Source organism: Bacteroides sp. MSB163, assembly GCF_036416795.1.
Taxonomy (GTDB): domain Bacteria; phylum Bacteroidota; class Bacteroidia; order Bacteroidales; family Bacteroidaceae; genus Bacteroides; species Bacteroides maternus.
Genome location: NZ_CP143867.1, coordinates 4,517,077 through 4,541,282 on the forward strand (window position 1 = coordinate 4,517,077; position 24,206 = coordinate 4,541,282).

Below are 24,206 nucleotides of genomic sequence, written 5' to 3' on the forward strand. Positions count from 1 at the left end.
ACAAAGTCCATGTATCCTGTTTCACGTACCTTTGCCGCAGAATATTAAAAACAAAGAAGCTATGAACGATATTTTTGCAAAAGATTTAAGTGGTGAGATAATTTCACCTAATGAACCGGGCTATGACGAACTGATAACTGACATCTTCGCCACAATGAAGACCGCAACCGAAATGAATACAGGTTATCACACTCCCGAAGTAGTGCATGAATATATGGGACGTATTTGGGGTAGGGAACTGGATGCAAGTACCACCGTTCTACCGCCACTCTACATCGATTACGGAAAGCCTGTAACTATCGGTAAAGGATGCTTTATCCAGCAATGCTGCACGTTTTTTGGACGAGGTGGAATTACGATAGGCAATGAGGTGTTTATCGGACCGAAAGTGAATCTGATTACGATTAACCATGACGTGAATCCGGAGAACCGTAGTGCCACATACGGTCGCCCGATTGTGATTGAAGACAAGGTTTGGATTGGTATAAATTCCACGATACTACCGGGCGTTAAGATTGGTTACGGAGCCATTGTGGGAGCCGGTAGTGTGGTGACAAAGGATGTTCCTGCGATGACAATTGTGGCCGGCAATCCTGTGCGGATCATCAAAAAGATAGAGATAACCGGGTAGGAGTGGAGGTCGCATTTAAAATAATCCTCTTTGGTTGTGAATTGACTATATTCTATCATATTAAAAAATCCTGTACATATTAATATAACGTACAGGATTTTTCTATTGTAGCGATGAGTATTTAGTGCATAATGAAATTCCGGAAAAATCGCCAGCAGGCAATGTACATGATGCCAATACTTGTAAGCAAGTAAGCTAAAATAACAATAAATACAGAGGCTTGTACTTGCGAGTAATCATCATAACGATATTTATTATTTCCCGTAATAGTATCAATGGGGTCTTGAGTATCAAATATATAAGTGATAACTTTCGCATTTCCTACAATTTGTGCCAATGTGCCTAAAAAACCGGTTGGAGCATGAGAGCAATTAGCTACTTTGTTCAGTATAAGATATTCAGGAGCAAAAGAGGCAAAATAATAAACGGCTATTGCTCCTGCAAAAAGAATGGCAATCAAAATATCACTCATCAAATAACCCACCAATAGTGTTGCAATACCAGCGGCTACCATGACGGAATATGAGCCATCGAACAAACGTCTCTGACTATTAGTAAGGATATATGCGTATCGCTGTAAATCAGATATTACTTCAGGATGGGTAGAAGCTACATCTATTGCTTGGCGTAAATAGTCGGCACACTTTTTATATTGCTTTTTCTTTAATACAACCAGGTATGAAGCATCGTTCGGATGATTCTGAAATACGGTTAGTTCTTGACGACTTGTCAAGCAATCCTTTGGCTTGCGCATCTTCTGCCGGAGAACTTTGGGAGTCTTTTCCGTTAGAACGTCTGATTGTCGAGAAGTATTCTGAAGTGTATACCTGATCGAACTCACTTTTCTTGTTGATTATGAAAAGACTATAACCTATCATAATCACAATCAGGATCACTTGCCCCCACAATACCGGTCCAATTAATAGGAGATGATGTTTCATTGTCAACCTCATTAATAATAGGGCTCTCGGCATTTGTTTCCTGATTTTGAATATCCGACTTCCTGAGTAGAAGTTTATCAGGTAAACCGTTTACTCCGTTTGTGTTGAGTTCAATAGACTGATTGGTAGAATTATAGGTCATTTGCATTCTAAATTCTCCCATTTCAGTATCAAATACTTTTTGTAGTAAAGCATTGTTGCCTTCTACTTTAACTTCTTCTATCGAATAGTAACTGCCATCGGAAAAGGCAAATGTTCCGTAGCACAAGGCTCCATCCATATCGAATCCGTTTTCAACACTTTTCTGATACAGGTCAAGCTGGATAGTTCCGCTTTTTTCTCCTTGTTCATACAGCCATGTACCTTTAAAAGTCTTTTGCTGCGCTGTTATCATGGTAATGCCCATGAAACAAAGGAATAATACTATGGTTATTCGTTTCATATTACTTATTTTTTAGTTTTGATGTTTTCACTAATTTCTTGTTATTATTAGGTACAGTTATTAGAAGGAGATTGCATCTAAGAAGGAGGGGGCTTTACATGATTCCCCGTAGGAGCATTGAATAGAATAGAGCATGAAAAGGAGAAATGCCCCCTTGCCTGTGCGTTTGTCCTGTTGGCTGTTTCCATTACAGATATAAGTGTTATGTGCCCGTCAATTCCCCAAAGCAAGCAGGTTATAAAATAGAAGAACGTGGGAACTGTTACTATGGCATCCATATTTCGAGGCTCTGGTAAAGCCCACCTACGATGATAACAAGCAACAGTCCCACGCTCCATACGGATATATAACAAATATATATATATGATGTGCGTGAGCCCCGTTTACTTATTATTAACTCGTAGGTTTGAAATTTACCAGATTCCGAAATATGAGTAATAATAAAAACGTCCTCAAAAAAGTAAAGTGTCTCTCCTTTTCTATATAGAAGTCAATACATCATAAATATAAAGATTTAAACATCTGCATAAATTGCTTGAAGAATAAAATTACTTTTTATTAACGTTGGTATAAAAAAGAACGCAACCCCGGCAAGATAACGCGAAGAATATCATTTAAGCGGTGAGATGTAGTGTCATATATGGCCGGAAACAGGCCGGTATGTAGGATTACTTGTTGATAATATTCATGAATCCCCGGTATTAGTAAACCATTCTTTCGGCAGGGCTACACCTTTGCCCCCGGATGGCTACACCCTTTGGAGGTGATGGCTACACCATCCGACGAAAAGGGTGTAGCCCTGTAAAAGAGTGCCACAGCTATCTCCTGGACGGTTTTAGACCGGTTTTACTATATTCTACCCCGATATCGTTATGTAACATTTTCATACTTTTGAAAGCTTTTTAAAAGTGCTTCTTTAAATAATTATTAGTCAGTACGGGATTAGATAATATCACTGATTAATCTTATCTTTATATCATTATTTAAAGGCGGAAACAACGAAAGAATCTACTGCAAGGATATTCCAAACGTATGGACATAAAAAAAGGAGTACCGCTGTACTCCAACCTTTGTTAACCTTAAATCTAATACTATGAAAAACACAATGCAAAGGTACGGATATTCTGCGTATTTCCAAATGATTAGACCTATATAAGTGTTTTTATAACACTAATTAAAAAATGGGCGTTGTTTCTTTACTTTTTTTCAATGTTTTATTCGTTGATACGCTCTTTTATCTTTCCCCAGGCGTGTGTATCGAACAGGCAACTTTCGCGCATGGTGTGATACATCTCTTTGAAACGGGACATGGGAATGGTGAAGCTCAACAGATTGGCTTCAAAGTGGGGACGCACGGACGGATCGAAGAAGCCGAGGAAACAGCGCTTACCGTCTTTTTGGTTTTCGAGAACAGTGAGGGTTACAACGGAACTGCAACCGGAACCGAAAGGAGTAGCTACGGTATCGAATGCATTCGTATCATAAAAAGCCCATGTGGTAAGTCCTGACAGGATATCAGGCGTAGCAAGGAACAGCAAACCCTCTACATGATCGAAAGAAGCAAGTTTATCTATCCGGGCAAAATGCAGATAGGCTTTTTCTGTACGCGGTACCTGGATTTGCTTTATGAAATCTGTTACCATTTCAGGAGTCTTTTTGTACTTCTCTTTCAGAGATACGAAGTTAGGTACGTGTATAGGCATTTCCGTGAAACCAGTGTAGAATTTTCCACCGCCACATCCTATGACGTCGCTGTTCAGGCTGATGGTTTTACCTTCCCTTACCTGTTGCAGGCCTTTGAAGAAGCAACCGCCAATTTTTTCTGTTTCGCTTTCCTGTTTGTCAGAGTACCAGAAGGCGATGGGAAGTTCGGCACGTTCACCAAATGCTTCCCGATAATTAGTCATAAAAGTATGTATATTCATGATAACAGAGTTTTGGTTTGGAAGTAAAGATAACGATTGATTGCCGGATTATTGAGGATTTTACTTATTTTTGCATAGAAAACTATAATTCCATATTGATTATGAAAGCACGCATTTCTTGTTTCTTCCTATTTGTTTTTTTCTTTGTGCAGATGGTGAAAGGAGAAGATGACACTTTGTGGCAACTTCATGCCTCTGATATAAAAGCTTCTTATGTAGGCGCTCCTATGGCGAATGGTGGAATCGGTATTCTTCCCTGGAAAGAACCTTTTTCAGTGCGGCAGGTGATATTGAATCATGTGTTCGATACGGACGGTCCTCAGGGGGTAAGCCGTGTGTTGAAAGGAATCAATCCTTTCCTGATGTTGATGGAGGTAGATGGAAAAGAGGTGAATACGGAATGTATCACAAACTGGAAGCAGTGTGTTAATATGAAAGAAGCAACTCATAACAGCAGTTTCCGGGCAGTCGGGAAAGTTGATGTGGATTATAGCATTTGCGCTTTAAGAAATATGCCTTATGCGGGGCTTATCTGTGTGGATATAAAAGCTCTGTCCGATGTATCCCTGAAAGTTGTTGCCCGGATGGATATTCCCCAAGAATATAGTCAGCCAACACAGCGTTTCCGGAAAATGAGGGCGGATGATACACAAATGTATATGCTGCAATCTTATGCTGTATCTGCTCATCGGCAACAAAAAGTTTCCGCTTCTTCCGCTTTTATCTTTAATAAGGGAGAGGCACAGGAGCCTCTTTATGATGAAGTGACTAAAGAGATGTCTTTCGTGCTGAATCTGAAGAAAGGAGAGCAGATGTCTTTTGCCTTGGTGGGTTCGGTATGCTCCGTCCGTGACTTTAGCGATCCGTATAATGAGGCTGAACGGCAGGTGATTTATGCTATTCATGAAGGTACAACTTCACTGATGACTGCACATCGTAGTCTTTGGAATGAATTGTGGGAAAGCGATATCTTGATAGAAGGGGATGACGAAGCACAACGGGCGGTTCGGTTTGCACTTTTCAACCTTTATTCTTCTTGCAGGGAAGGAAGCGGATTGAGCATTTCACCCATGGGACTTTCTTCGCAAGGTTACAATGGACATATATTCTGGGATTCGGAACTTTGGATGTTTCCCCCGATGCTGTTGCTGAATAAGGGAATTGCCGAATCTATGATCGATTATCGTATTGACCGCTTGATGGCTGCCCGCAAGAAAGCAATGTCATACGGCTTCAAAGGGGCTATGTTTCCCTGGGAGAGTGATGATTACGGGGAAGAATCAACTCCTACTTTTGCTTTGACAGGTCCTCTGGAACATCATATCACTGCGGACATCAGTATTGCCTGCTGGAATTATTATTGCCTTACCCGTGACGGACAGTGGCTACGGACGAAAGCATTTCCTTTAATGAAAGCGGTTGCTGACTTTTGGGTAAGCCGTGTGACGCGTAATGATGACGGTTCTTATTCCATTTGCAATGTAGTGGGAGCTGATGAATATGCAAATGGGGTGGATGATAATGCTTTCACAAATGGTGCGGCTATCCGGGCTTTGGAATATGCTTGTGAGGCGGCAAGGATATGTAATGAGTCTGTTCCAGAAATATGGGAAGATGTGGGCAAGAATATCCGTATTCTTCATTTTAAAGATGGAGTTACTCGTGAGCATGCCACATACAACGGTGAGATGATAAAGCAGGCTGATGTGAATTTATTGGGATATCCATTGTATTTTGTCGGGGATGCTGAATCGCAAAAGAAAGATATGGAATACTATGTTGATAAGATTGATCCGCAGAATGGTCCGGCCATGTCTTATTCCGTATTCTGTGTGCAGTATGCCCGGATGGGAGAAGCAAAGCGTGCCTATGAGATGTTCTGCCGTTGCTATCAGCCGAACTTGCGTGCGCCTTTCGGTGTATTGGCGGAAACGCCCACCAGTGATAATCCTTACTTTATGACGGGAGCAGGCGGATTGCTGCAAGCTGTTATTAACGGTTTCTGTGGATTGCAGATAACAGATGACGGTGTGGAGCAATTATCTTCCGTACTTCCTGCACATTGGAAAAAGGTTACGGTGAAAGGAGTAGGACCGGAGAAAAAGATGTATGTACGTGAGAGGTAAGGAAACGTACGGGCATAAAAAAAGGAGTACCGCTGTACTCCAACCTTTGTTAACCTTAAATCTAATACTATGAAAAACACAGTGCAAAGATACGTACTTTCGGGATAACTGCAAATTATCCAAATAAAAAAGTATGTTCTATAACATTAATTAAAAATATAGACTTAATCTTATATCTTTGTTAACCTTTAGCCTCTTGATACATAAACCGTTTAATAGATTTTTTGGCTGTCTTTTCAAACTCTTCAAAATGGATCTTCATCTTTGATATCTGGCAATAAGCCGGTAATTGCTGGTTGAGTTCGTTACGGTTAGCTTCCATCATACGCTCTACATCCGTTTGTTGCAGTCCATTGGCAAATGCATCGTCAAAGTCCGGATAAATCAGTGCTACCAGTTTTTCTTTTTGCAACACAATGAGTGACTCGGAAACGTAAGGCATATTATTCAGTTTGCTTTCAATCTCTTCCGGATAGATGTTTTGTCCGCTGGAAGTGAGCAACATATTCTTGCTGCGTCCGCGAACGGTTACATAACCTTCCGCATCCATTGTGCCTAAATCGCCTGTATGTAGCCAGCCATTTACGTCAATGATTTGTGAAGTTGCTTCCTGGTTCTTATAATATCCCAGCATCAGGTTGGTACCTCGACAAATGATTTCTCCCGCCTCCTTTTCCGGATCAGACGAATCTATCTTCACTTCCATGCGTGTGGCTGCTTTGCCGCATGATGCCAGCTTCATGGTTTCCCAGCGGCTGGAACAGATGATCGGGCCACATTCCGTCATACCATAAGCAATGGTGTAGGGGAAGCCTATCTGTTTGAGAAAGCGCTCGACTTCTGCATTGAACGGGGCTCCACCGATGATAATTTCATCGAAGTTACCGCCGAATATCTCCATTGCTTCTTTGCGTGCAAGGGCTCTGATCTTATCATTGATGATAGGAACATGGAGCAGTAACTTACCAATTTTATTATCTACACGGGGCAGAATATTCTTCTTGATAATCTTTTCTACAATCAGAGGCACGCATGAGATGACACGTGGTTTGATTTCAGCGAAAGACTGTGCGATAATTTTAGGAGTCGGCATGCGCGTGAGGAAGTAGATGTGTGCCCCGGCTGAAAAACCATAAAGGAAATCGTAAGTCATTCCGAACACATGTCCCATAGGAAGCATGGCAACCATATTATCGCCCGGTTTCACCGGAAGCATCTCATGGCAGTAATTCACGTTGGACCAAAGGCTGCGATAGGGGAGCATAACACCTTTGGAATATCCGGTAGTACCGGAAGTATAGTTAATGATGGCAAGTTCTTCAGGTTCATCCTTCCGGTAACAGATGTGTTCGGGACGGAAGTTTTTAGGATAGCGTTGTCCGTAGAGAGTATTGCGGTGTTCGAAAGCTTCCATCAATCGTTTGTCGCGACAGACTACAGGGGTGAATTCAGTCATCAGAATAACGCCCAGCAATTGCGGCATGGCGTCTTCATTCAGGTTTTCCCACACCTGGTCTCCCACAAAAAGCAGTTTGGCTTCTGAGTGATTGACGATATTATGTATATTATCCGCTTTAAATTCGTGAAGGATAGGCACAATAACAGCTCCATAAGTGATGGTTGCCAGGAAAGTAACTGCCCAGTGTGCGCTGTTACGACCGCAGACGGCAATTTTATCACCCGGCTGGATACCGGCACTTTCCAGTACAATATGGAATTTTGCAACCTTGCGAGCCACGTCTTTATATTGGAGAGTAGCACCCTTGTAGTCAGTCAAGGCGTTTAAGTTCCAGTTCCGAATGATGCTTTGTTCAATGTAATCAATGAAGTGTTGTTCCTGTTCCATCTGTTAAATTTGCACACTTTAGTTAAAACTGCGCAAATATAGAGCTAAATGTGATGTCGTGCAAGTTTATATATTTATTCTTTGAAGGGAGGCGAAAGAAAAAGAAAAAATAACCAATTGTACTTTCTTTTGCCTTGATGCAAAAGAAAGATACCAAAGAAAAAATCAAGGCTGCATTTCCGAGGCTACTCCGGTAGCATTTCCAGCTAAAGGGCAGGAACTCGCTACGCTCAAACAACCTGCCCTTTTTAACGCCGAAAACACTTTCTACGCTTAACACCCCTACAGTGAGGCCGGGAAACCATGCGGCGTAAATGGGGGAAATATTACGTGGTTGTATTACATAGCATCTGTGATGCATAGTCCTATATCGCGCAGCGCTTTACCGCGCAGCCTTCGGACATAGGCGTAGGTGCGTCAGGCGGAGATATTGTCAGGCGCAGGTAAGGGGCGATTTGTCTGAGCGTAGCGAGTTCGAGCCCCGTCTGCGCATGGCAGTATCGGGGTAGCACCGTAGACGTAGCCGGTGCACTTTCTTTTTGGTATCTTTTTCTTTCGGGCAAACGAAAGAAAAAGTATACACATATTAATTACTACTCTTCTTATCCGAAATCAGTAACAGCTTATCCCCCAAATGTAATTTCAGCGATCCGTTCGGTATCAGAAATTCCGTGCCTCGTTTCACAATCATTACGAGTGCTCCATTAGGCAGAGTGATATCCTTCAGGGTATCGCCTTCTTCCAGCATCTCCGTAGTAACGGTCATATCACTGAGATCACTGTCTATTTCTTCGGGCAATTCCACACCGAATTCATTGCCGGTCTTTTCCAACGGGGTAGAAAGTTTCAGTAAGCGAGCAGCTAAAGAAACGGTAGTACCCTGGATAACGAGGGAAACAATCGTGATGAAGAATACGATATTGAAGATCACGTCGGCACCCGGTACTTGCGCTACTACCGGATAAGTGGCGAAGATGATAGGCACTGCTCCGCGCAAACCTACCCAGGAAACGAAGAGTCGCGAACGGTTTGTAATCTTCTTGCCGAAAGGCAGCAAGCAGAGGAAGACACTAAGCGGACGACCAATAACAATCATAAATACACCGATCAGCGTTGCTACCAAAGCGATATCGAGTAATTCGTGAGGATTTACCAACAAACCGAGGCAAAGGAACATGATGATTTGGAACAGCCAAGTCAATCCATCCATGAAAGTATAAATCTCTTTGCGATGCATTATCTTGTTGTTACCTACCATAATACCGGCAATGTAAACGGCGAGGTAACCGTTTCCTTTCAGAAGATCGGTAATGGCGAAAGTGAAAAATACAAATGCAAGCAGAAGAATGGGATAAAGAGCCTGATTATCAATGTTGAGTTTATTCAGCATGAGGATGGCAAGTTTGCCGAGAAGGTATCCGGCAGCCGCACCTACTATAAATTGGATAATGAACGAACCGAAGATACCTGCAATACCCATTCCACCGGATTGTATGAACTGTATCAGCACGATGGTAAGCATGTAAGCCATGGGGTCATTACTACCACTTTCGAGCTCCAGCATGGGACGAAGGTTATGTTTCAGATTCATTTTCTGCGAACGCAAGATGGCAAATACTGAAGCGGAATCAGTAGATGACATGGTGGAGGCAAGTAGTAGGGATGTAGTGATAGGAAGATAAATATTTGACCAACTCATGCCGGAGATCCACCAGATGAAGAATCCTGTAAAGACAGCGGTAAGCAGTACACCGAATGTGGAGAGGACAATACCCGGAACAAGAATTGGTTTAATTTCGCTGAATTTAGTATCCATACCGCCGGAAAACAAAATAACGCTAAGAGCAACCATACCAATAAATTGTGCTTCTTTAGCGTTATGAAACTGTAGTCCGAAACCATCGCTACCGAAAATCATGCCGACGACAAGGAACAGTAACAGGGCAGGGACTCCGAATCGATAGCCGGTTTTGCCGACAATAATACTAATGAAAAGTAAGATAGAACCAATTAAAAGAATATTTTCTGCTGTAAAAATCATAAATTAGGTATTATTTAAGTTGTTTATTCAAGGATTTAGTTATCGCAAAGCAAAATTACGTCTATTTTTAAACAAATGCAAGGTGTAAAATGTTCAGATTGAATTTTACTTTCTTTTCATATAATTCTTCATTACAAATTTTCTTAATTGAATTTTAGTACAAACATTGTTTCCCTTCCGGGATGTAGGGAAAGACTGCCACCTGACAGGCGCATTATTTGACGGGAAATGCTCAATCCGATGCCGCTGCCACCTTCTTTTGTGGTGAAGAAAGGTATGAAAATGTGTTCTGCTACTTCAGGAGGAATGGCAGGACCGTTATTGGACACTTCGATGAGTACGGCTTCATTTTCATTACAATAAGCGTGTAAGGTGATGATACCTTCTGGAATTCCTTCTGCCTCGATGGCCTGAATGGCATTTTTCAATAAGTTGATGAATACCTGTGAGATAAGGTTTTCATCTGCATAAAGAATAAGGTCATCCGGAGTGATGTGGGAGTGGAAATTGATATGTGAATCAGGGTATTGATGCCGTGCCAATTCCACCATGCGATTGATAAAACCTTTGACGTAGAACAAGGAAGGTTCCGGTTTGGGGATACGGGTGAAACGACGGTAATTTTCTACAAAAGAGAGAAGTCCTTTGCCCGTAGTGCTGATGGTGTGCAGGCCATTACGGATTTCGTCAGCGGTTTCTTTGTCGGAAGAGATGGATTCACTTTTCGCTTTTAATTCTTCGCTTCCTTGTATCAGTGTCAGCAATGTGTCGCTCAGTGAAGTGATGGGAGTGACGGAATTCATTATTTCATGTGTCAGTACACGGGTCAGGCGTATCCAAGAGTCGATTTCCTTTTCGTCCAGTTCGTTATTGATATCGTTCAGGGCAAGGATGCGGAAATGCTCTTGACGGATGGTTATGTCGGAGACGCGGATGGAGAGATTGACTGTGCCGCGTTCGTTGGACAGGCGGGTTTGCAACTTATCTCCGGGGCAGCAATGGGTGAAAAGTCCCATAAGGTTTACATCAATACGGCTAAGTTGGCTGACATGGGTGAAGACTTCCAGCCCTAACAGGCGGAGGGCTTCATTATTTTTCTGGTAAACAGCACCTGCATCGTTCAGTACCAGGATACCGGTATTGATGCAGTCGAGAATGAGTTCGTAATACTTTTCCTGTTGTGCCGTTTCGCTCTTTACATTATATAATATAGAAGCAACGCGGTTCAGGGCTTGGTTTACAATACGGTTGTCGGGAATGTCTTCGTGTTCGGAGAAATGGATGGATACATCGTTGTTTTCAATGGCATCGAGCAGAAACAGGACTTTCTGCGTATGCCGACGATACAGTTTCCATTGCCAGCGCAGACTCGTCAACAGCAGCAAGGAAGAGATGACGATCCATAGAAGGTCTTTATAAATAATGGATACCGTGACAGCACCCGCCAGCAGGAGAGAGATGACGATACGGAAAAGGTAGCGGTCGGTGATGTATCGGTAGTAATGTTTCATAATCCGAACTTTTTCATTTTGTTATAGAGAGTTTGCCGGGTGATGCCGAGTTGTGCGGCAACAGCGGATAGATTACCGTTACAGGTGTCCAGAGCTTTCTGTATCATTTTCCGTTCCATTTCTTCAAGAGTGGCTGCTTCTGTACCAGCATTGCTTCCGGTGCGTGAGGTTTCGGGACGCTTAGACAACTGGAACAGTTCCGCCGGAAGTTCGTCACCGTCGCAGATAATGACTGCTTTCTCTATAGCATGCTCCAGTTCGCGGATATTTCCGTACCAGGTGTGTGTATTCAATTTGGTACAGGCAGCATCGGAGAGCCGTAATAATGCTTTGTCATATTGCTTGCAGAAGCGCGTTATAAAGCGTTCGGCAAGAGGAAGAATGTCTTCCGGCCGTTCGCGCAAAGGCGGAATTTCAAGATGGATAGTATTGATACGGTAAAGCAAGTCTTCACGGAATTCATTGCGTTGTACCATTTCGTTCAGGTTGCGGTTGGTGGCACAAATCAGACGGATGTCAACAGCGATAGGCTGGTTACTGCCTACACGGACAATACTGCGGCGTTGCAATACGGTTAGTAGTTTGGCTTGCAGGTGATAGGGTAAATTGCCGATTTCATCGAGAAACAGTGTGCTATGGTCTGCTGTTTCGAACTTACCGGGACGGTCGGCGTATGCATCTGTGAAAGAGCCTTTTGTATGCCCGAAAAGCTCGCTTTCAAAGAGGCTTTCGGTGATGGCTCCCATGTCTACGGCAACCATTTCCTTCGTACGGCGGGAAGAAAGTGCATGAATTTCACGTGCCAGCATCTCTTTTCCCGTACCGTTTTCTCCGGTGATAAGGATATTTGCATTGGTTATGGCGACTTTCTCCACTAGCGAGCGCAGTTGCTGCATGATGGGACTTTCTCCCCAATACATGGCAGGGGTTACGGGCGAGGCATTTTTTCCGTTATTCTTATTATGAATGGCTTGGGCTGCATTCAGTAAGGTTTCCACCAGTTTTTGATTATCCCATGGCTTGACAATAAAGTCTGTAGCCCCTTCTTTAATGCCACGTACGGCAAGATCAATATCTCCATAGGCAGTGAAAAGAACCACAGGTAAGGAGGGATGAAGGCGTTTGATCTCCTGCAACCAGAATAATCCTTCGTTTCCGGTATTGATGCCTGATGTAAAGTTCATGTCAAGTAACACCACCGATGGAGTTTCTTCACGCAACACAGAGGTAAGTGTGACAGGTGAAGTGAGTGTGATGATCTTTTCGAAATGGGGTTTCAACAGCAGTTGCACGGCGGTGAGCACACCGCGGTTATCATCGACAATGAGGATATTTCCGGGCTTTTTCATATGAGAGTTTCTTTTGAGGGAGTAAAGATAATGCAAATTGAAGGTATAACTTTCATGCTTGCATGAAAAAGTTATGCTGAGATGCAGTTTATCTTCTGTAAAGATGAGGAAGTTCAGCGAAAAAAATGAAAGATACTTGTCATATTTTCTACATGTCGGCGTAATACGAATAACTGACCTTTGCCTGCAACTAAAAAACAGACACTATGAGATTACGTACTTTTTATTCTACCATTCTATTATGGCTGAACCGTATTTATAATGTGTATCGTGCCTGGCATGGACAACCTTATTATTCTTTGTCACAAGCGATTAAACAAAAAGTAAAATCCGCTGTTTCTTATATTTCCGATTTTGAGAAGGAACTGGTGAAGTTTGCCCGTACACGTAAATGTGACGGTATCATTTGTGGGCACATTCATCATCCGGCAAATACTTATTATGATGATATACATTATCTTAACTCCGGTGACTGGGTGGAAACTCTTTCAGTACTCGTAGAGTATGAGGACGGAAATTGGGAAGTGTTACGGTACGAGGATATGCTGATGGACGAAAAGCCTGAAGAGCGCCTCTGTAGTTAAAATCGTGAATTGTAAATTACTAAATTATAAATATGAAAGTTCTTTTTATAGTTCAAGGAGAAGGTCGCGGTCATCTGACGCAAGCCATCACGCTGGAAGAAATACTACGGCGCAACGGGCACGAGGTAGTAGAAGTACTGGTGGGGAAGAGCAATACCCGTCGCCTGCCGGGTTTCTTCAATCGCAGCATACAGGCACCTGTGAAACGCTTTCTCAGTCCGAACTTTCTGCCTACACCTGCCAATAAGCGGATCAGCATGTCTCGCAGTATCGCATATAATCTGATGCAGGTTCCTGCTTATCTGCGTAGCATCTGTTATATTCATCGGCGTATCCATGAAACTGATGCGGACCTCGTAATCAACTTTTATGAGTTACTGACGGGCTTGACTTATCTTCTTTTCCGCCCTTCTATACCGCAGATCAGTGTCGGTCATCAATATCTTTTCCTGCATCATGACTTTGAGTTTCCCCAAAAAAATCCCGTAAGCCTGCTGATGCTTCGTTTTTTTACGCGACTCACGTGTATCGGAGCCAAAGAGAAGCTGGCTCTCTCATTCCGTCCGATGGAAACGGATGAAGAAGCGTATATACGCGTGGTACCGCCTTTGCTGCGACGTGAAGTGCTTTGTTGCGAAGCTACTGCCGGAGAGTATATACACGGTTATATGGTTAATGCCGGATTTGGAAAAAGTATCTCCCAGTGGCATGAGCAGCACCCTGAAGTGCCTTTGCACTTCTTCTGGGACAAACCGGATGAGCCGGAAGTGTGTCGGATGGATGAAACATTGTCATTTCATCAGTTGGATGACGAAAAATTCCTTCGCTATATGTCGGGTTGCCGGGCGTATGCCACTACGGCAGGCTTTGAATCCGTTTGTGAGGCTATGTATCTGGGTAAGCCTTTGTTGATGGTGCCGGCGCACATCGAACAGGATTGTAACGCTTATGATGCGGCACGAGGCGGAGCAGGTATTATTTCCGATAATTTTGAGGTAGACCGTTTGTTAGAATTTGCCCGGAGTGAGTATCAACCCGAAAAGAATTTCCGTAGCTGGGTGCGCAGTTGTGAGTGGCGGTTGCTGAACTGTATAGAAACAGCGGAAGGAATAGGCTTTATGAATGATTATAAATTGATATATGAATAAGAAAATAGCCTCTGCTCCACATATAGATCGTGATTTAAGCTGGATGTATTTCAACCGTCGCATCTTGCAGGGATGGTATTATAGGTAGTTTGTATGAAAATAAAGAAGGGGAAAATTAACTTCCCCCTCTCTTTTCTTTTGCTTTTGCTGCCGCCTGGGTAGCGGTGATTTCAGTTTCTTCGGTTTGTTTTTCGGTATTCTTTTCCGCTTCCTTTTGTTCCATTTCCCGTCTCAGTCTTTTCAACCTCCACTTATTCCAGAACATAAGTTCTTTCCATCGGTTGAAATCCTTCTTGAAAATGATACCGATGCCTTGCGTTGTCAGATTGGTCTTTGTGTAATAACGGTCGTTCGTCTCATTATACGCTTTCAGGCGGATATCTCCGCTACGGTTCACAAGCCATTCTGCTTCGAAGTCACCTACAAAGTTCGTATTTGCCATCGGATTGTCGCGGTATCCGAAGTTACCATTGATAAGCAGACGATTGTTCAGTAATTGCCCCGATAGCATTCCTTCGAACTCCATATCCGTCCAGCCTTTTTCTCCAGTGCTGAGGTTGGTACCTATATTCCAGTTGTTACTATTAATAATGTTGGAAAGTGCATTGTTTAGTTGTCCCGAAAGGGTGGATGAAAGCACGGAAGTCATCATATTCGAGTTTTGTGTGGCATCTACATTCTCGGGTGTATAGAATTTGCCGATACCTAACAGATAGAGAATCTGCATATTCATTTGTTCGTCCGTTGAAATGTAGTTACGGATAAGGGCTTGCACTTCATCCCGTTCATTAGGCACTTCCAGACTTAATTTGATGTCCGGAGAAGTTAGTTGCCCCGTCAGGTTCATGATACAGTTTACACGGATACTCGTTGGAATTCCGTAGTTGCTTACATTCGGCACCAAGTCATTCAAGGATGCGGAATTCACCATATAACTTGCTTGGATATCCATGGTGGCATCCAACGGAGGACCGTTGAAACTGATAGTACTTCCATCTTTGATGGTAAAGTCCTTGCGTATTACCTCTTGCAGGCTGAATTTATAAACTCCCTGGCTGATACGATAATTACCGAACATCTTCACATCGTCAGCCTTGTTATAAAATTCCGTGCGGATATTTCCGGATCCTCGTCCACTGATGTAATCACCGGCGATGGGATCCATCACTATCTTCATGCTTGCATCCGGTGTAGCTTCTACAAGCAGGTTCAGGCGGATATCCGTGTCACTTTCTTCCTCTTGCTGTATCTCCTGTTGCGCCAGTTCATAGTCGGAAATCAGATTGATAGAATCCAGTACAGCCCGCCGCGGTGTCTTGTCCACGAATTTGATGAATTGGTTGCTGGCGGCTGAAGATACATTATCCTTTATATATACGAAGTTGGTATTCCGGTTGGTCGTCATGGCTACATCGATATTGACTCCATTCCTTGCGTTACCTGCTATCAGGGCATTACCCGTTCCGTATACCGTTCCATAAAAAGGAAAATCCAGTGACTCCTTCGTATTCATTACCAGCATGTTGTTCACTCCAAACTGGAAACGGTATTCCAGGTTTTTGAAGTGCTCATAATGCAGATAACCGTCTACATGTCCTTGATTGCCTTGTGTATCGAATACCCGGTTATCTTGGAAAGTCAGTCCATTCGGTTCTATACGAATACTGTCTTTTATAAAGAAGGTGGTATTCAGTACGTCTACCTTCATGGAGGCATTGCCAAGTACGCGCCCTTCCATGGTGAGCCCTTTGAATTTGCCATAGAAATGTACGTGACCGCTGGCACGTCCGTTAAATTCGGGTGTGATACTGCTCATGTAGTGTTCTATGAACTTCAGATTGGTGTTGTCAGCTTCAATCTGTAAGTCAAGCGCACTTTTAGGTTTTATGGGATATATGTAGCCATATACATGACTTTTGGCTGTATCTTTTTCATGGATATGGGCATCGAGATAGATGCCTTCTACTTCATGGTGCCATTCTCCGTGAATGTTGGCATCGCCCAATAAACCGTCATTTAGTCCAAGGCCCCGGATGAAAAGGTCAGTATACATAACAGGCTTCTCCAATACTCCGCTGGCATAGGCAGGACCAGTAGCTTCTCCTTTAAAATTCACTCCAAGGTCGGCAATATCAAATACGTAGCCTATATTGATATCTTTTAAATCCAGGCGTACCGTATCCTGAGGTTGTTTTGAAATAGTTCCGTTGATGCGCAGGTATCGGTCTTTATGGCTGAAATAAAAATCGTTTATATATATCTTTCCGGAGTCGATTACCACTTTTGACGGATGTATTTCCCATAAAGTGTCATTCAGGATAATATCCGTTTTTTGAACATCGACGACGGTTTTCAAAGCCGGAATACTCTTGTTTGAGCGGGAACGCTTTTTGTTCTGATCCTCAGCTTGTGTGCGGATGAAATGTGTAGCAGCAGCTAATTTGCCACTATATGTGACAGCGCTACTGTTTCCCCAATTCAAAGAGGTCTGAATAAGGTCATCTTTGGCTTGTGCGTCTAACGATACGTTGATGGAACCTTCCGGTTTGCGATTGCTGAATCGTACACGTGCATGAAATTTATCACCGGGATTCTCACACAAGATCATACCCGATTCAAGGAACTTGTCTCCATAGCGTAGACGCGGGAAATATCCTTCTACTCGCAGGCGCTGTGCTTTGTCATTAAAGTAACCTTTTAGGGTAGAATGTGTATAGATCTTAATCGGAATATTAAAGATGGTGGAGAATAAATCCGTATTAAAGATATTTATGTCGAAATGGAAGTTGTTCTCACTTTCTATGGGGTTCTTGTCCGGCAATATTAGAGCAGGAATATATCTTCGCATGATGTTCAGTACACTGGTGGGTAGTGTACGATAGGAATAATCTCCTTCAATACTTGCATTCAGGAAATTAGAGGCTATTTTTAATTGTTTATGCGATTCGTCTTCCCGAGTGGCGGTTATTTTTAAGTTGTCCAGAAAATAGTTTCTATCGGGTGCTGTGAATTGTAGGCTGTCAATATTGATCTCTCCATTCATTTCATCGATGGAACCACCGGTGAAATCAGCCGTTAACTGAATAGAAACTGCCGTATCTTCATATTTAGGTGTCAGGTGAAGCTCGTGGGGGCGTACATTACGGATATCGGCATGGAAATTAAAAGTCGGTACACGACTGGCTGTATTAATGCTACCATTTAGCAGAACAGAACCGTTTTCGTCATCCAATGCTACCTTTCCGTTGAAACCGCCTTGTTTATATTCTCCGTCGAGTGTGATGTTCTCATAGTTATAATCACTATAGTCGATGGAAGCGATTAATCCCTTCATTACTATGGAAGGATATTGCTTTTCGTAGTGGCTGCCTTCGACTTTGAGATTGAATGTGACCTTTCCTAACTGGTCATTTGCCAGCATATTGCCTAACTCAAACTCTTCAGTCTTTACTGCACCCGAATAAGAAAAATAACCTTTTTCTTTATTTGAACTTAATTTTAAGTCGGTCTTGATAGAACCTATATCGGTACGTACCAGGCCATAAGTTACAATATCTGTGAAATATCCCGAGACTTCCCCATTAAACGAGATGGTGCCTAAACGTTGCAGTACCGGAGGAACACCTTCGTAGTTTTTACTTAAATTGCGAACGAAAAATGCAATGCCTTCCGGATCAGCATATAAACTGGAAAGGTTGCCGAATACGAATGCATCCTGAGGATGCGACAGGTCTTGCAAGGAAACATCTCCCCTTAAATGAAAATGCTGGTTTCCTGTAATTGACAGATGAGGACAATTCAACTGATTGATAGTACCATTAGCTTCCAAAGCCACTTGCAAATTTTCCTTGAAAGGGGAAAAGACCGGAACAAAGGGGGCGAGGTCACAAAGAGTAATGTCCGAAGGCAATATCCGCAAGGAAAAGCGTACATCATTGGTAAAGTTTCTAAACGCTCCTAAACTGTCATACTCCATACGGATGGTATCCATTGCAAGCGAAGTATTCGGCAAATCAATCGCGAAGTTCTCAATGCTCATCTTCTGATTGTTTGCTACAATCTTGAGACTTAGTTTTTTTAACTCAAAACCGGAATTTTCTTCTTCAATGCTTAGGCGCTTCACAGCTGCATTGACAGAGTCATTTTGGAGCGCTTTCAACGAGATATTGGCGATGATGTTTCGTAGCTGTATATGCTGTGCATTGAATTTTCCGGGTGTTTCTTCTGCCGACAATACATTATAAGACATCTTACCGCGTCGTATCAGCAACGAGTTGATACGTATGTCCAGATTACTTTCCTTTTTGATGGTATCTTTAGAGGCAAATGCATCGAGTACGAACTGGAAGTTAGGTATGTCTTCCGGTGTCTTTTTTTCCAGGTTGATGTTGAAACCGAATAACTGTACGTTACTGATCGATACTTTGCCCTTGAACAAGGGAAGTATATCGAATTTTGCAGAAAGGCGGGATACTTTTAACATTTCCTTGCCTGACTGGTCGTTTAACAATAAATCGTCAATAATAATGCGGTTCAGTAGCCCCATATTGATCCGCCCGATGGTTAATTGTGTACCCAGTACATTAGCCAGTTCGTTTGCAACGAGCACAGATATTTGTCGCTGAACGTAAGGAATGTTCAACAATAATATAGTCCCGATATACAAACTAAGTATAATACCGAGCACCCAGCGAACTGTCTTCTTTAACTTTCTGATAGGCGGTTTGTTTGAATTAGCCAACAAAAATATGAAATAATACGTTATCAATCCTACTTTTATCACTACTTTTGCAGCGTTTAAACGTAAATAACGATATGAGTACAATAATTTTAGGAATAGAAAGCTCTTGTGACGACACCTCTGCTGCCGTCATCAAAGATGGGTATCTGCTATCAAATGTCGTTTCCAGCCAGGCGGTGCATGAGGCCTATGGCGGTGTGGTTCCCGAATTAGCTTCACGTGCACATCAGCAAAACATCGTTCCAGTGGTTCATGAAGCGTTAAAACGTGCCGGAGTAACTAAAGAAGAATTGAGTGCGGTGGCGTTTACAAGAGGACCGGGATTGATGGGTTCTTTGTTGGTAGGCGTGTCGTTTGCCAAAGGTTTTGCCCGTTCCTTAGGTATTCCAATGATTGATGTTAATCACTTGACTGGTCATGTGTTAGCTCATTTTATTAAAGCAGAAGGTGAGGATGCCATTCAGCCTGAATTTCCTTTCCTTTGCTTGCTTGTATCAGGGGGAAATTCACAGATTATCCTGGTGAAGGCATACAATGACATGGAGATTTTGGGCCAGACAATTGATGATGCTGCAGGGGAAGCTATTGATAAATGTTCGAAAGTGATGGGGCTGGGGTATCCCGGTGGTCCGATTATTGATAAATTGGCTCGCCAGGGCAATCCGAAGGCTTTTACTTTTAGTAAACCTCATATTCCCGGATTAGATTATAGTTTCAGTGGTTTGAAAACCTCATTTCTGTATTCTTTACGTGATTGGATGAAGGAAGATCCTGATTTCATCGAACATCATAAGGTTGATCTGGCTGCTTCACTCGAAGCTACTGTTGTAGATATTCTGATGGACAAACTTCGTAAGGCTGCAAAGGAATATAAGATTAAGCAAGTAGCCGTAGCTGGTGGGGTTTCTGCTAATAACGGCCTGCGTAATGCTTTCCGTGAACATGCTGAAAAGTATGGATGGAAGATATTTATCCCTAAATTCAGCTATACAACGGATAATGCTGCCATGATTGCCATTACCGGTTATTTTAAATATCAGGATAAGGATTTCTGTTCGATAGATACGCCGGCTTATTCGCGTGTCACATTGAAGTGAAAGGAGTTTTAGAACATTTCTTTGTCCGCACCGCACCCGGTCCGTGTCTGGGCCGTACCTGCTCCGTATCTGCTCCAAAGCTATAGATACGGAGCAAATACGGTCCGGACACGGACCGGGTAATATTAGCAGGAAAAATAGAACAAAAATATAAATTATATATGATAAGGTATATGAAACTGGAAGAAGAGGTCGGGGAATTACTAAAATTGAAGAATTTATCCCTTTCCACCGCAGAAAGTTGTACAGGAGGAGGTGTTGCTGCTTTAGTGACTTCTGTTCCGGGAAGTTCGGAGTACTTCAATGGGGGAATTGTGGCTTATTCCAATGAGGTAAAGATATCTCTGCTTCATGTTTCTGCTGAAACATTGGAAAGGCATGGAGCTGTCAGTCAGGAAACAGTGATTGAAATGGTGAAAGGTGCGATGAAAGCATTGAAAACGGATTGTGCTGTTGCCACATCCGGGATTGCCGGCCCGGGAGGAGGTACATCCGAAAAACCAGTCGGAACAGTGTGGATTGCGGCTGCCTATAAAAATGAAATTGTAACTTTCAAACAAGAGGGGGATGACGGAAGAGCCAGGAATGTGCAAAATGCTATTCAGAATGCTTTAAAGATGCTCCGTACATGCTTGAAATGAAGAAAAAATGCTATCAGACAGTGAATTATTTTATGAAAAACTTGTTTGGTATCGATAAAAGTACTTACTTTGCGCTCTGTTTGAAATAAGTATAGATAAAAACTATAAAAATAAGATAGAAATGTCGAAGATTTGTCAAATTACCGGAAAGAAAGCCATGATTGGCAACAATGTTTCACACTCAAAGAGAAGAACTAAGAGAACCTTTGATTTGAACTTGTTTAACAAGAAGTTCTACTATGTAGAGCAAGATTGCTGGATCAGCCTTAGCATTTGTGCTAACGGTCTGCGTATTATTAATAAGAAAGGACTGGACGCTGCTTTGAACGATGCAGTAGCAAAAGGTTATTGTGATTGGAAAAGCATTAAAGTAATTGGCTAAAAGTAGAGGAGAATACTGATTATGGCAAAGAAAGCAAAAGGTAACAGAGTACAGGTGATTCTGGAATGCACAGAACACAAAGATAGTGGTATGCCGGGAACTTCTCGTTATATCACTACAAAAAACAGAAAGAATACAACTGAAAGATTGGAATTGAAGAAATACAACCCGATCCTGAAGAGAGTAACAGTACATAAAGAAATTAAATAATAAGGTATAACCCATGGCAAAGAAAACTGTAGCAAGTTTGCACGAAGGTTCTAAAGAAGGTCGTGCTTATACAAAGGTTATCAAGATGGTTAAGTCACCCAAAACTGGTGCTTACACTTTTGATGAACAGATGGTATTGAACGAAAAAGTGCAAGACTTTTTCAAGAAATAAGATAGTCCGTTGAAAGACGTTTGAATATAAAATCCTCTTATCGTATTCCGATAAGGGGATTTTTTTTGTACTTTATCCCTGTACTTTCATTACTTTGTTATATCTTTGTGGCATAATGTATTGTATTAATAGATAGAATATGGGATTTTTTAGTTTTTTCTCAAAAGATAAAAAGGAAACATTAGATAAAGGATTATCTAAGACAAAGGAAAGTGTGTTCGGAAAAATTGCCCGTGCTGTGGCAGGAAAGTCGAAAGTGGATGATGAAGTGCTTGATAATCTGGAAGAGGTGTTGATAACATCAGACGTAGGCGTGGAAACGACGTTGAATATTATTCAACGTATAGAGAAACGCGCTGCGTCAGAGAAATATATGAATACGCAAGAATTGAACACCATTTTGCGCGATGAAATCGCTGCCTTATTGACGGAAAATAATTCGGATGATGTGGATGACTTTGAAGCTCCGATTGAGAAGAAACCTTACGTTATTATGGTAGTGGGAGTGAATGGAGTCGGTAAAACGACTACTATTGGTAAATTGGCTTATCAATTTAAAAAAGCTGGTAAAAGTGTTTATCTGGGTGCTGCGGATACTTTCCGTGCGGCAGCTGTCGAACAATTGGATATTTGGGGAAGTCGGGTAGGAGTACCTGTAATCAAACAGAAAATGGGCGCTGATCCAGCTTCTGTGGCTTATGATACTTTGAATTCTGCTGTTGCTAATAATGCCGATGTGGTAATCATTGATACTGCCGGACGTCTTCATAATAAAGTTGGCTTGATGAACGAGTTGACTAAGATTAAGAATGTAATGAAGAAAGTGGTTCCTGATGCTCCTAATGAGGTTTTGCTGGTTTTGGACGGTTCCACCGGACAAAATGCATTTGAGCAGGCTAAACAGTTCACATTGGCTACAGAAGTGACTGCGATGGCTATTACTAAATTAGATGGCACTGCGAAAGGAGGAGTTGTTATTGGTATTTCTGATCAGTTCAAAATACCGGTAAAATACATTGGTCTGGGTGAAGGTATGGAAGATCTGCAGGTGTTCCGTAAGAAAGAATTTGTTGATTCGTTGTTTGGAGAGAATGCATGAAGCGGAAAACCATTGATATTATAACGTTAGGATGTTCTAAAAACCTAGTGGACTCGGAGCATTTGATGTGGCAATTGGAAGAAGCCGGATATCATGTGACTCATGATACGGAAAAGCCTGAGGGAGAAATTGCAGTGATCAATACTTGTGGTTTCATCGGTGATGCAAAGGAAGAGTCCATCAATATGATTTTGGAATTTGCACAGGCAAAGGAAGAAGGGAATTTAGAAAAATTATATGTAATGGGATGTCTTTCGGAGCGTTATCTGAAAGAATTAGCTATCGAAATTCCACAAGTAGATAAATTTTATGGTAAATTTAACTGGGCGGAGTTGCTGCAGGATCTTGGTAAGGCATATCACGAAGAGCTTCATATAGAACGTACACTTACCACTCCTAAGCACTACGCATATTTGAAAATATCAGAAGGTTGTGATCGGAAGTGTTCGTATTGTGCTATTCCTATTATTACAGGAAAACATGTCTCACGTCCGATGGAAGAGGTCTTGGATGAAGTTCGTTATCTGGTAAGTAAGGGAGTGAAAGAGTTTCAGATTATTGCTCAGGAATTGACATATTATGGAGTGGATTTATATAAGAAGCAAATGCTCCCCGAATTAATAGAACGTATTTCTGAAGTCCCTGGTGTGGAATGGATTCGGCTGCATTATGCTTATCCGGCACATTTTCCTATGGATTTGTTCCGGGTCATGCGTGAGCGTCCTAATGTGTGTAAGTATATGGATATCGCCCTTCAGCACATCAGTAATCCGATGCTGGAGAAGATGCGACGACATGTGACTCAGGAAGAAACCTATCATCTGATAGAGCAATTCCGTAAAGAAGTACCGGGTATTCATCTGCGCACTACTTTGATGGTAGGACATCCGGGAGAAACGGAAGCTGATTTTGAGGAATTAAAAGAGTTTGTTCGTAAGGTTCGTTTCGATAGAATGGGGGCTTTTACTTATTCCGAAGAAGAAGGTACTTATGCTGCTGCACACTATGAGGATGAAATACCTCAGGAAGTGAAACAAGCACGCCTGGATGAGTTGATGTCAATTCAACAAGGGATTTCGGCAGAACAGAGTGCAGCAAAGGTCGGTCAATGCCTTAAAGTAATTATCGATCGTTTGGAAGGAGATTATTATATTGGCCGTACGGAATTTGACTCCCCAGAAGTAGATCCGGAAGTTCTGATAGAACAGGGTAAACAGAAATTGCTTATTGGTAACTTTTACCAGGTAGAGATTATAAATTCCGATGATTTCGATCTTTTTGGGCGAGTTATTTAAATAATTTTCCTGAAGAATTTGTGTA

18 protein-coding genes and 1 pseudogene are annotated in these 24,206 nt (G+C 42.2%); 11 read left to right on the forward strand and 8 right to left on the reverse strand.

Features of this window, described 5'->3' with window-relative positions:
• Positions 1–61: 61 nt before the first annotated feature.
• Positions 62–631: a DapH/DapD/GlmU-related protein gene (locus VYM24_RS17335; RefSeq protein WP_291551200.1), complete on the forward strand. Its 570-nt coding sequence runs from the start codon at positions 62–64 to the stop codon at positions 629–631.
• Between the two features lie 121 nt (positions 632–752).
• On the opposite strand, the gene VYM24_RS17340 is transcribed toward VYM24_RS17335, so the two are convergent.
• The 3 genes from VYM24_RS17340 to VYM24_RS17350 all read right to left on the reverse strand — a co-directional run bounded on the left by VYM24_RS17340 (position 753) and on the right by VYM24_RS17350 (position 3,939).
• On the reverse strand, positions 753–1,385 hold the full coding sequence (locus VYM24_RS17340) for a hypothetical protein (protein ID WP_330940492.1): 633 nt from the start codon (positions 1,383–1,385) through the stop codon (positions 753–755).
• 110 nt (positions 1,386–1,495) lie between these two features.
• Positions 1,496–2,014 (reverse strand): hypothetical protein, encoded by a 519-nt coding sequence (locus VYM24_RS17345; protein WP_291551202.1) that lies wholly within the window; start codon positions 2,012–2,014, stop codon positions 1,496–1,498.
• Positions 2,015–3,228: 1,214 nt separating this feature from the next.
• Entirely contained in the window at positions 3,229–3,939 is a 711-nt protein-coding gene (locus VYM24_RS17350) for a DUF169 domain-containing protein (RefSeq protein ID WP_291551203.1), read from the reverse strand.
• Between the two features lie 101 nt (positions 3,940–4,040).
• Here VYM24_RS17350 and VYM24_RS17355 point away from each other — a divergent pair, with 101 nt between their 5' ends.
• Positions 4,041–6,065, forward strand: coding sequence for a kojibiose hydrolase (locus VYM24_RS17355; RefSeq protein ID WP_330942267.1), 2,025 nt, complete (start codon positions 4,041–4,043; stop codon positions 6,063–6,065).
• Between the two features lie 181 nt (positions 6,066–6,246).
• Here the strand turns inward: VYM24_RS17355 and VYM24_RS17360 are convergent, their stop codons facing one another.
• The 4 genes from VYM24_RS17360 to VYM24_RS17375 all read right to left on the reverse strand — a co-directional run bounded on the left by VYM24_RS17360 (position 6,247) and on the right by VYM24_RS17375 (position 12,812).
• Positions 6,247–7,911, reverse strand: coding sequence for a long-chain fatty acid--CoA ligase (locus VYM24_RS17360; protein ID WP_330940493.1), 1,665 nt, complete (start codon positions 7,909–7,911; stop codon positions 6,247–6,249).
• A gap of 586 nt (positions 7,912–8,497) precedes the next feature.
• Entirely contained in the window at positions 8,498–9,952 is a 1,455-nt protein-coding gene (locus VYM24_RS17365) for a potassium/proton antiporter (protein WP_330940494.1), read from the reverse strand.
• A 143-nt stretch (positions 9,953–10,095) separates the two neighbouring features.
• Positions 10,096–11,463, reverse strand: coding sequence for a sensor histidine kinase (locus tag VYM24_RS17370; RefSeq protein ID WP_330940495.1), 1,368 nt, complete (start codon positions 11,461–11,463; stop codon positions 10,096–10,098).
• Entirely contained in the window at positions 11,460–12,812 is a 1,353-nt protein-coding gene (locus VYM24_RS17375; protein WP_330940496.1) for a sigma-54-dependent transcriptional regulator, read from the reverse strand. The genes VYM24_RS17370 and VYM24_RS17375 overlap by 4 nt, the downstream gene beginning before the upstream one ends.
• Before the next feature lie 230 nt (positions 12,813–13,042).
• On the opposite strand from VYM24_RS17375, the pseudogene VYM24_RS17380 reads away from it, so the two are divergent.
• Positions 13,043–13,396 (forward strand): annotated as a pseudogene (locus tag VYM24_RS17380) (UDP-2,3-diacylglucosamine diphosphatase); the annotation flags it as partial.
• Between the two features lie 32 nt (positions 13,397–13,428).
• A complete protein-coding gene (locus VYM24_RS17385) occupies positions 13,429–14,544 on the forward strand; it encodes a glycosyltransferase family protein (protein ID WP_330940497.1) in 1,116 nt (371 codons plus the stop codon).
• Positions 14,545–14,659: 115 nt separating this feature from the next.
• On the opposite strand, the gene VYM24_RS17390 is transcribed toward VYM24_RS17385, so the two are convergent.
• Positions 14,660–19,159 carry a translocation/assembly module TamB domain-containing protein gene (locus tag VYM24_RS17390; RefSeq protein ID WP_330942268.1) on the reverse strand — a complete coding sequence of 1,500 codons (4,500 nt, stop codon included), beginning with the start codon at positions 19,157–19,159 and terminating at the stop codon, positions 14,660–14,662.
• A 200-nt stretch (positions 19,160–19,359) separates the two neighbouring features.
• On the opposite strand from VYM24_RS17390, the gene tsaD reads away from it, so the two are divergent.
• From tsaD to rimO, 7 genes are all read left to right on the forward strand, one after another.
• Complete coding sequence (tsaD, locus tag VYM24_RS17395; RefSeq protein WP_291551212.1) at positions 19,360–20,382, forward strand: tRNA (adenosine(37)-N6)-threonylcarbamoyltransferase complex transferase subunit TsaD; 1,023 nt, start codon at positions 19,360–19,362, stop codon at positions 20,380–20,382.
• Positions 20,383–20,555: 173 nt separating this feature from the next.
• Positions 20,556–21,023: a CinA family protein gene (locus VYM24_RS17400; protein ID WP_291551214.1), complete on the forward strand. Its 468-nt coding sequence runs from the start codon at positions 20,556–20,558 to the stop codon at positions 21,021–21,023.
• Between the two features lie 121 nt (positions 21,024–21,144).
• The gene (gene rpmB, locus VYM24_RS17405) at positions 21,145–21,405 is read left to right on the forward strand and encodes a 50S ribosomal protein L28 (RefSeq protein ID WP_007214256.1); all 261 of its coding nucleotides are present in this window, start codon (positions 21,145–21,147) and stop codon (positions 21,403–21,405) included.
• Between the two features lie 21 nt (positions 21,406–21,426).
• Positions 21,427–21,615: a 50S ribosomal protein L33 gene (gene rpmG, locus VYM24_RS17410; RefSeq protein WP_002560155.1), complete on the forward strand. Its 189-nt coding sequence runs from the start codon at positions 21,427–21,429 to the stop codon at positions 21,613–21,615.
• Positions 21,616–21,628: 13 nt separating this feature from the next.
• Complete coding sequence (locus VYM24_RS17415; protein WP_007214255.1) at positions 21,629–21,787, forward strand: DUF4295 domain-containing protein; 159 nt, start codon at positions 21,629–21,631, stop codon at positions 21,785–21,787.
• Positions 21,788–21,926: 139 nt separating this feature from the next.
• The gene (gene ftsY, locus VYM24_RS17420) at positions 21,927–22,886 is read left to right on the forward strand and encodes a signal recognition particle-docking protein FtsY (protein ID WP_291551215.1); all 960 of its coding nucleotides are present in this window, start codon (positions 21,927–21,929) and stop codon (positions 22,884–22,886) included.
• Positions 22,883–24,181 carry a 30S ribosomal protein S12 methylthiotransferase RimO gene (gene rimO / locus VYM24_RS17425; RefSeq protein WP_291551217.1) on the forward strand — a complete coding sequence of 433 codons (1,299 nt, stop codon included), beginning with the start codon at positions 22,883–22,885 and terminating at the stop codon, positions 24,179–24,181. Before ftsY ends, rimO begins: the two co-directional genes overlap by 4 nt.
• Positions 24,182–24,206: the final 25 nt, after the last annotated feature.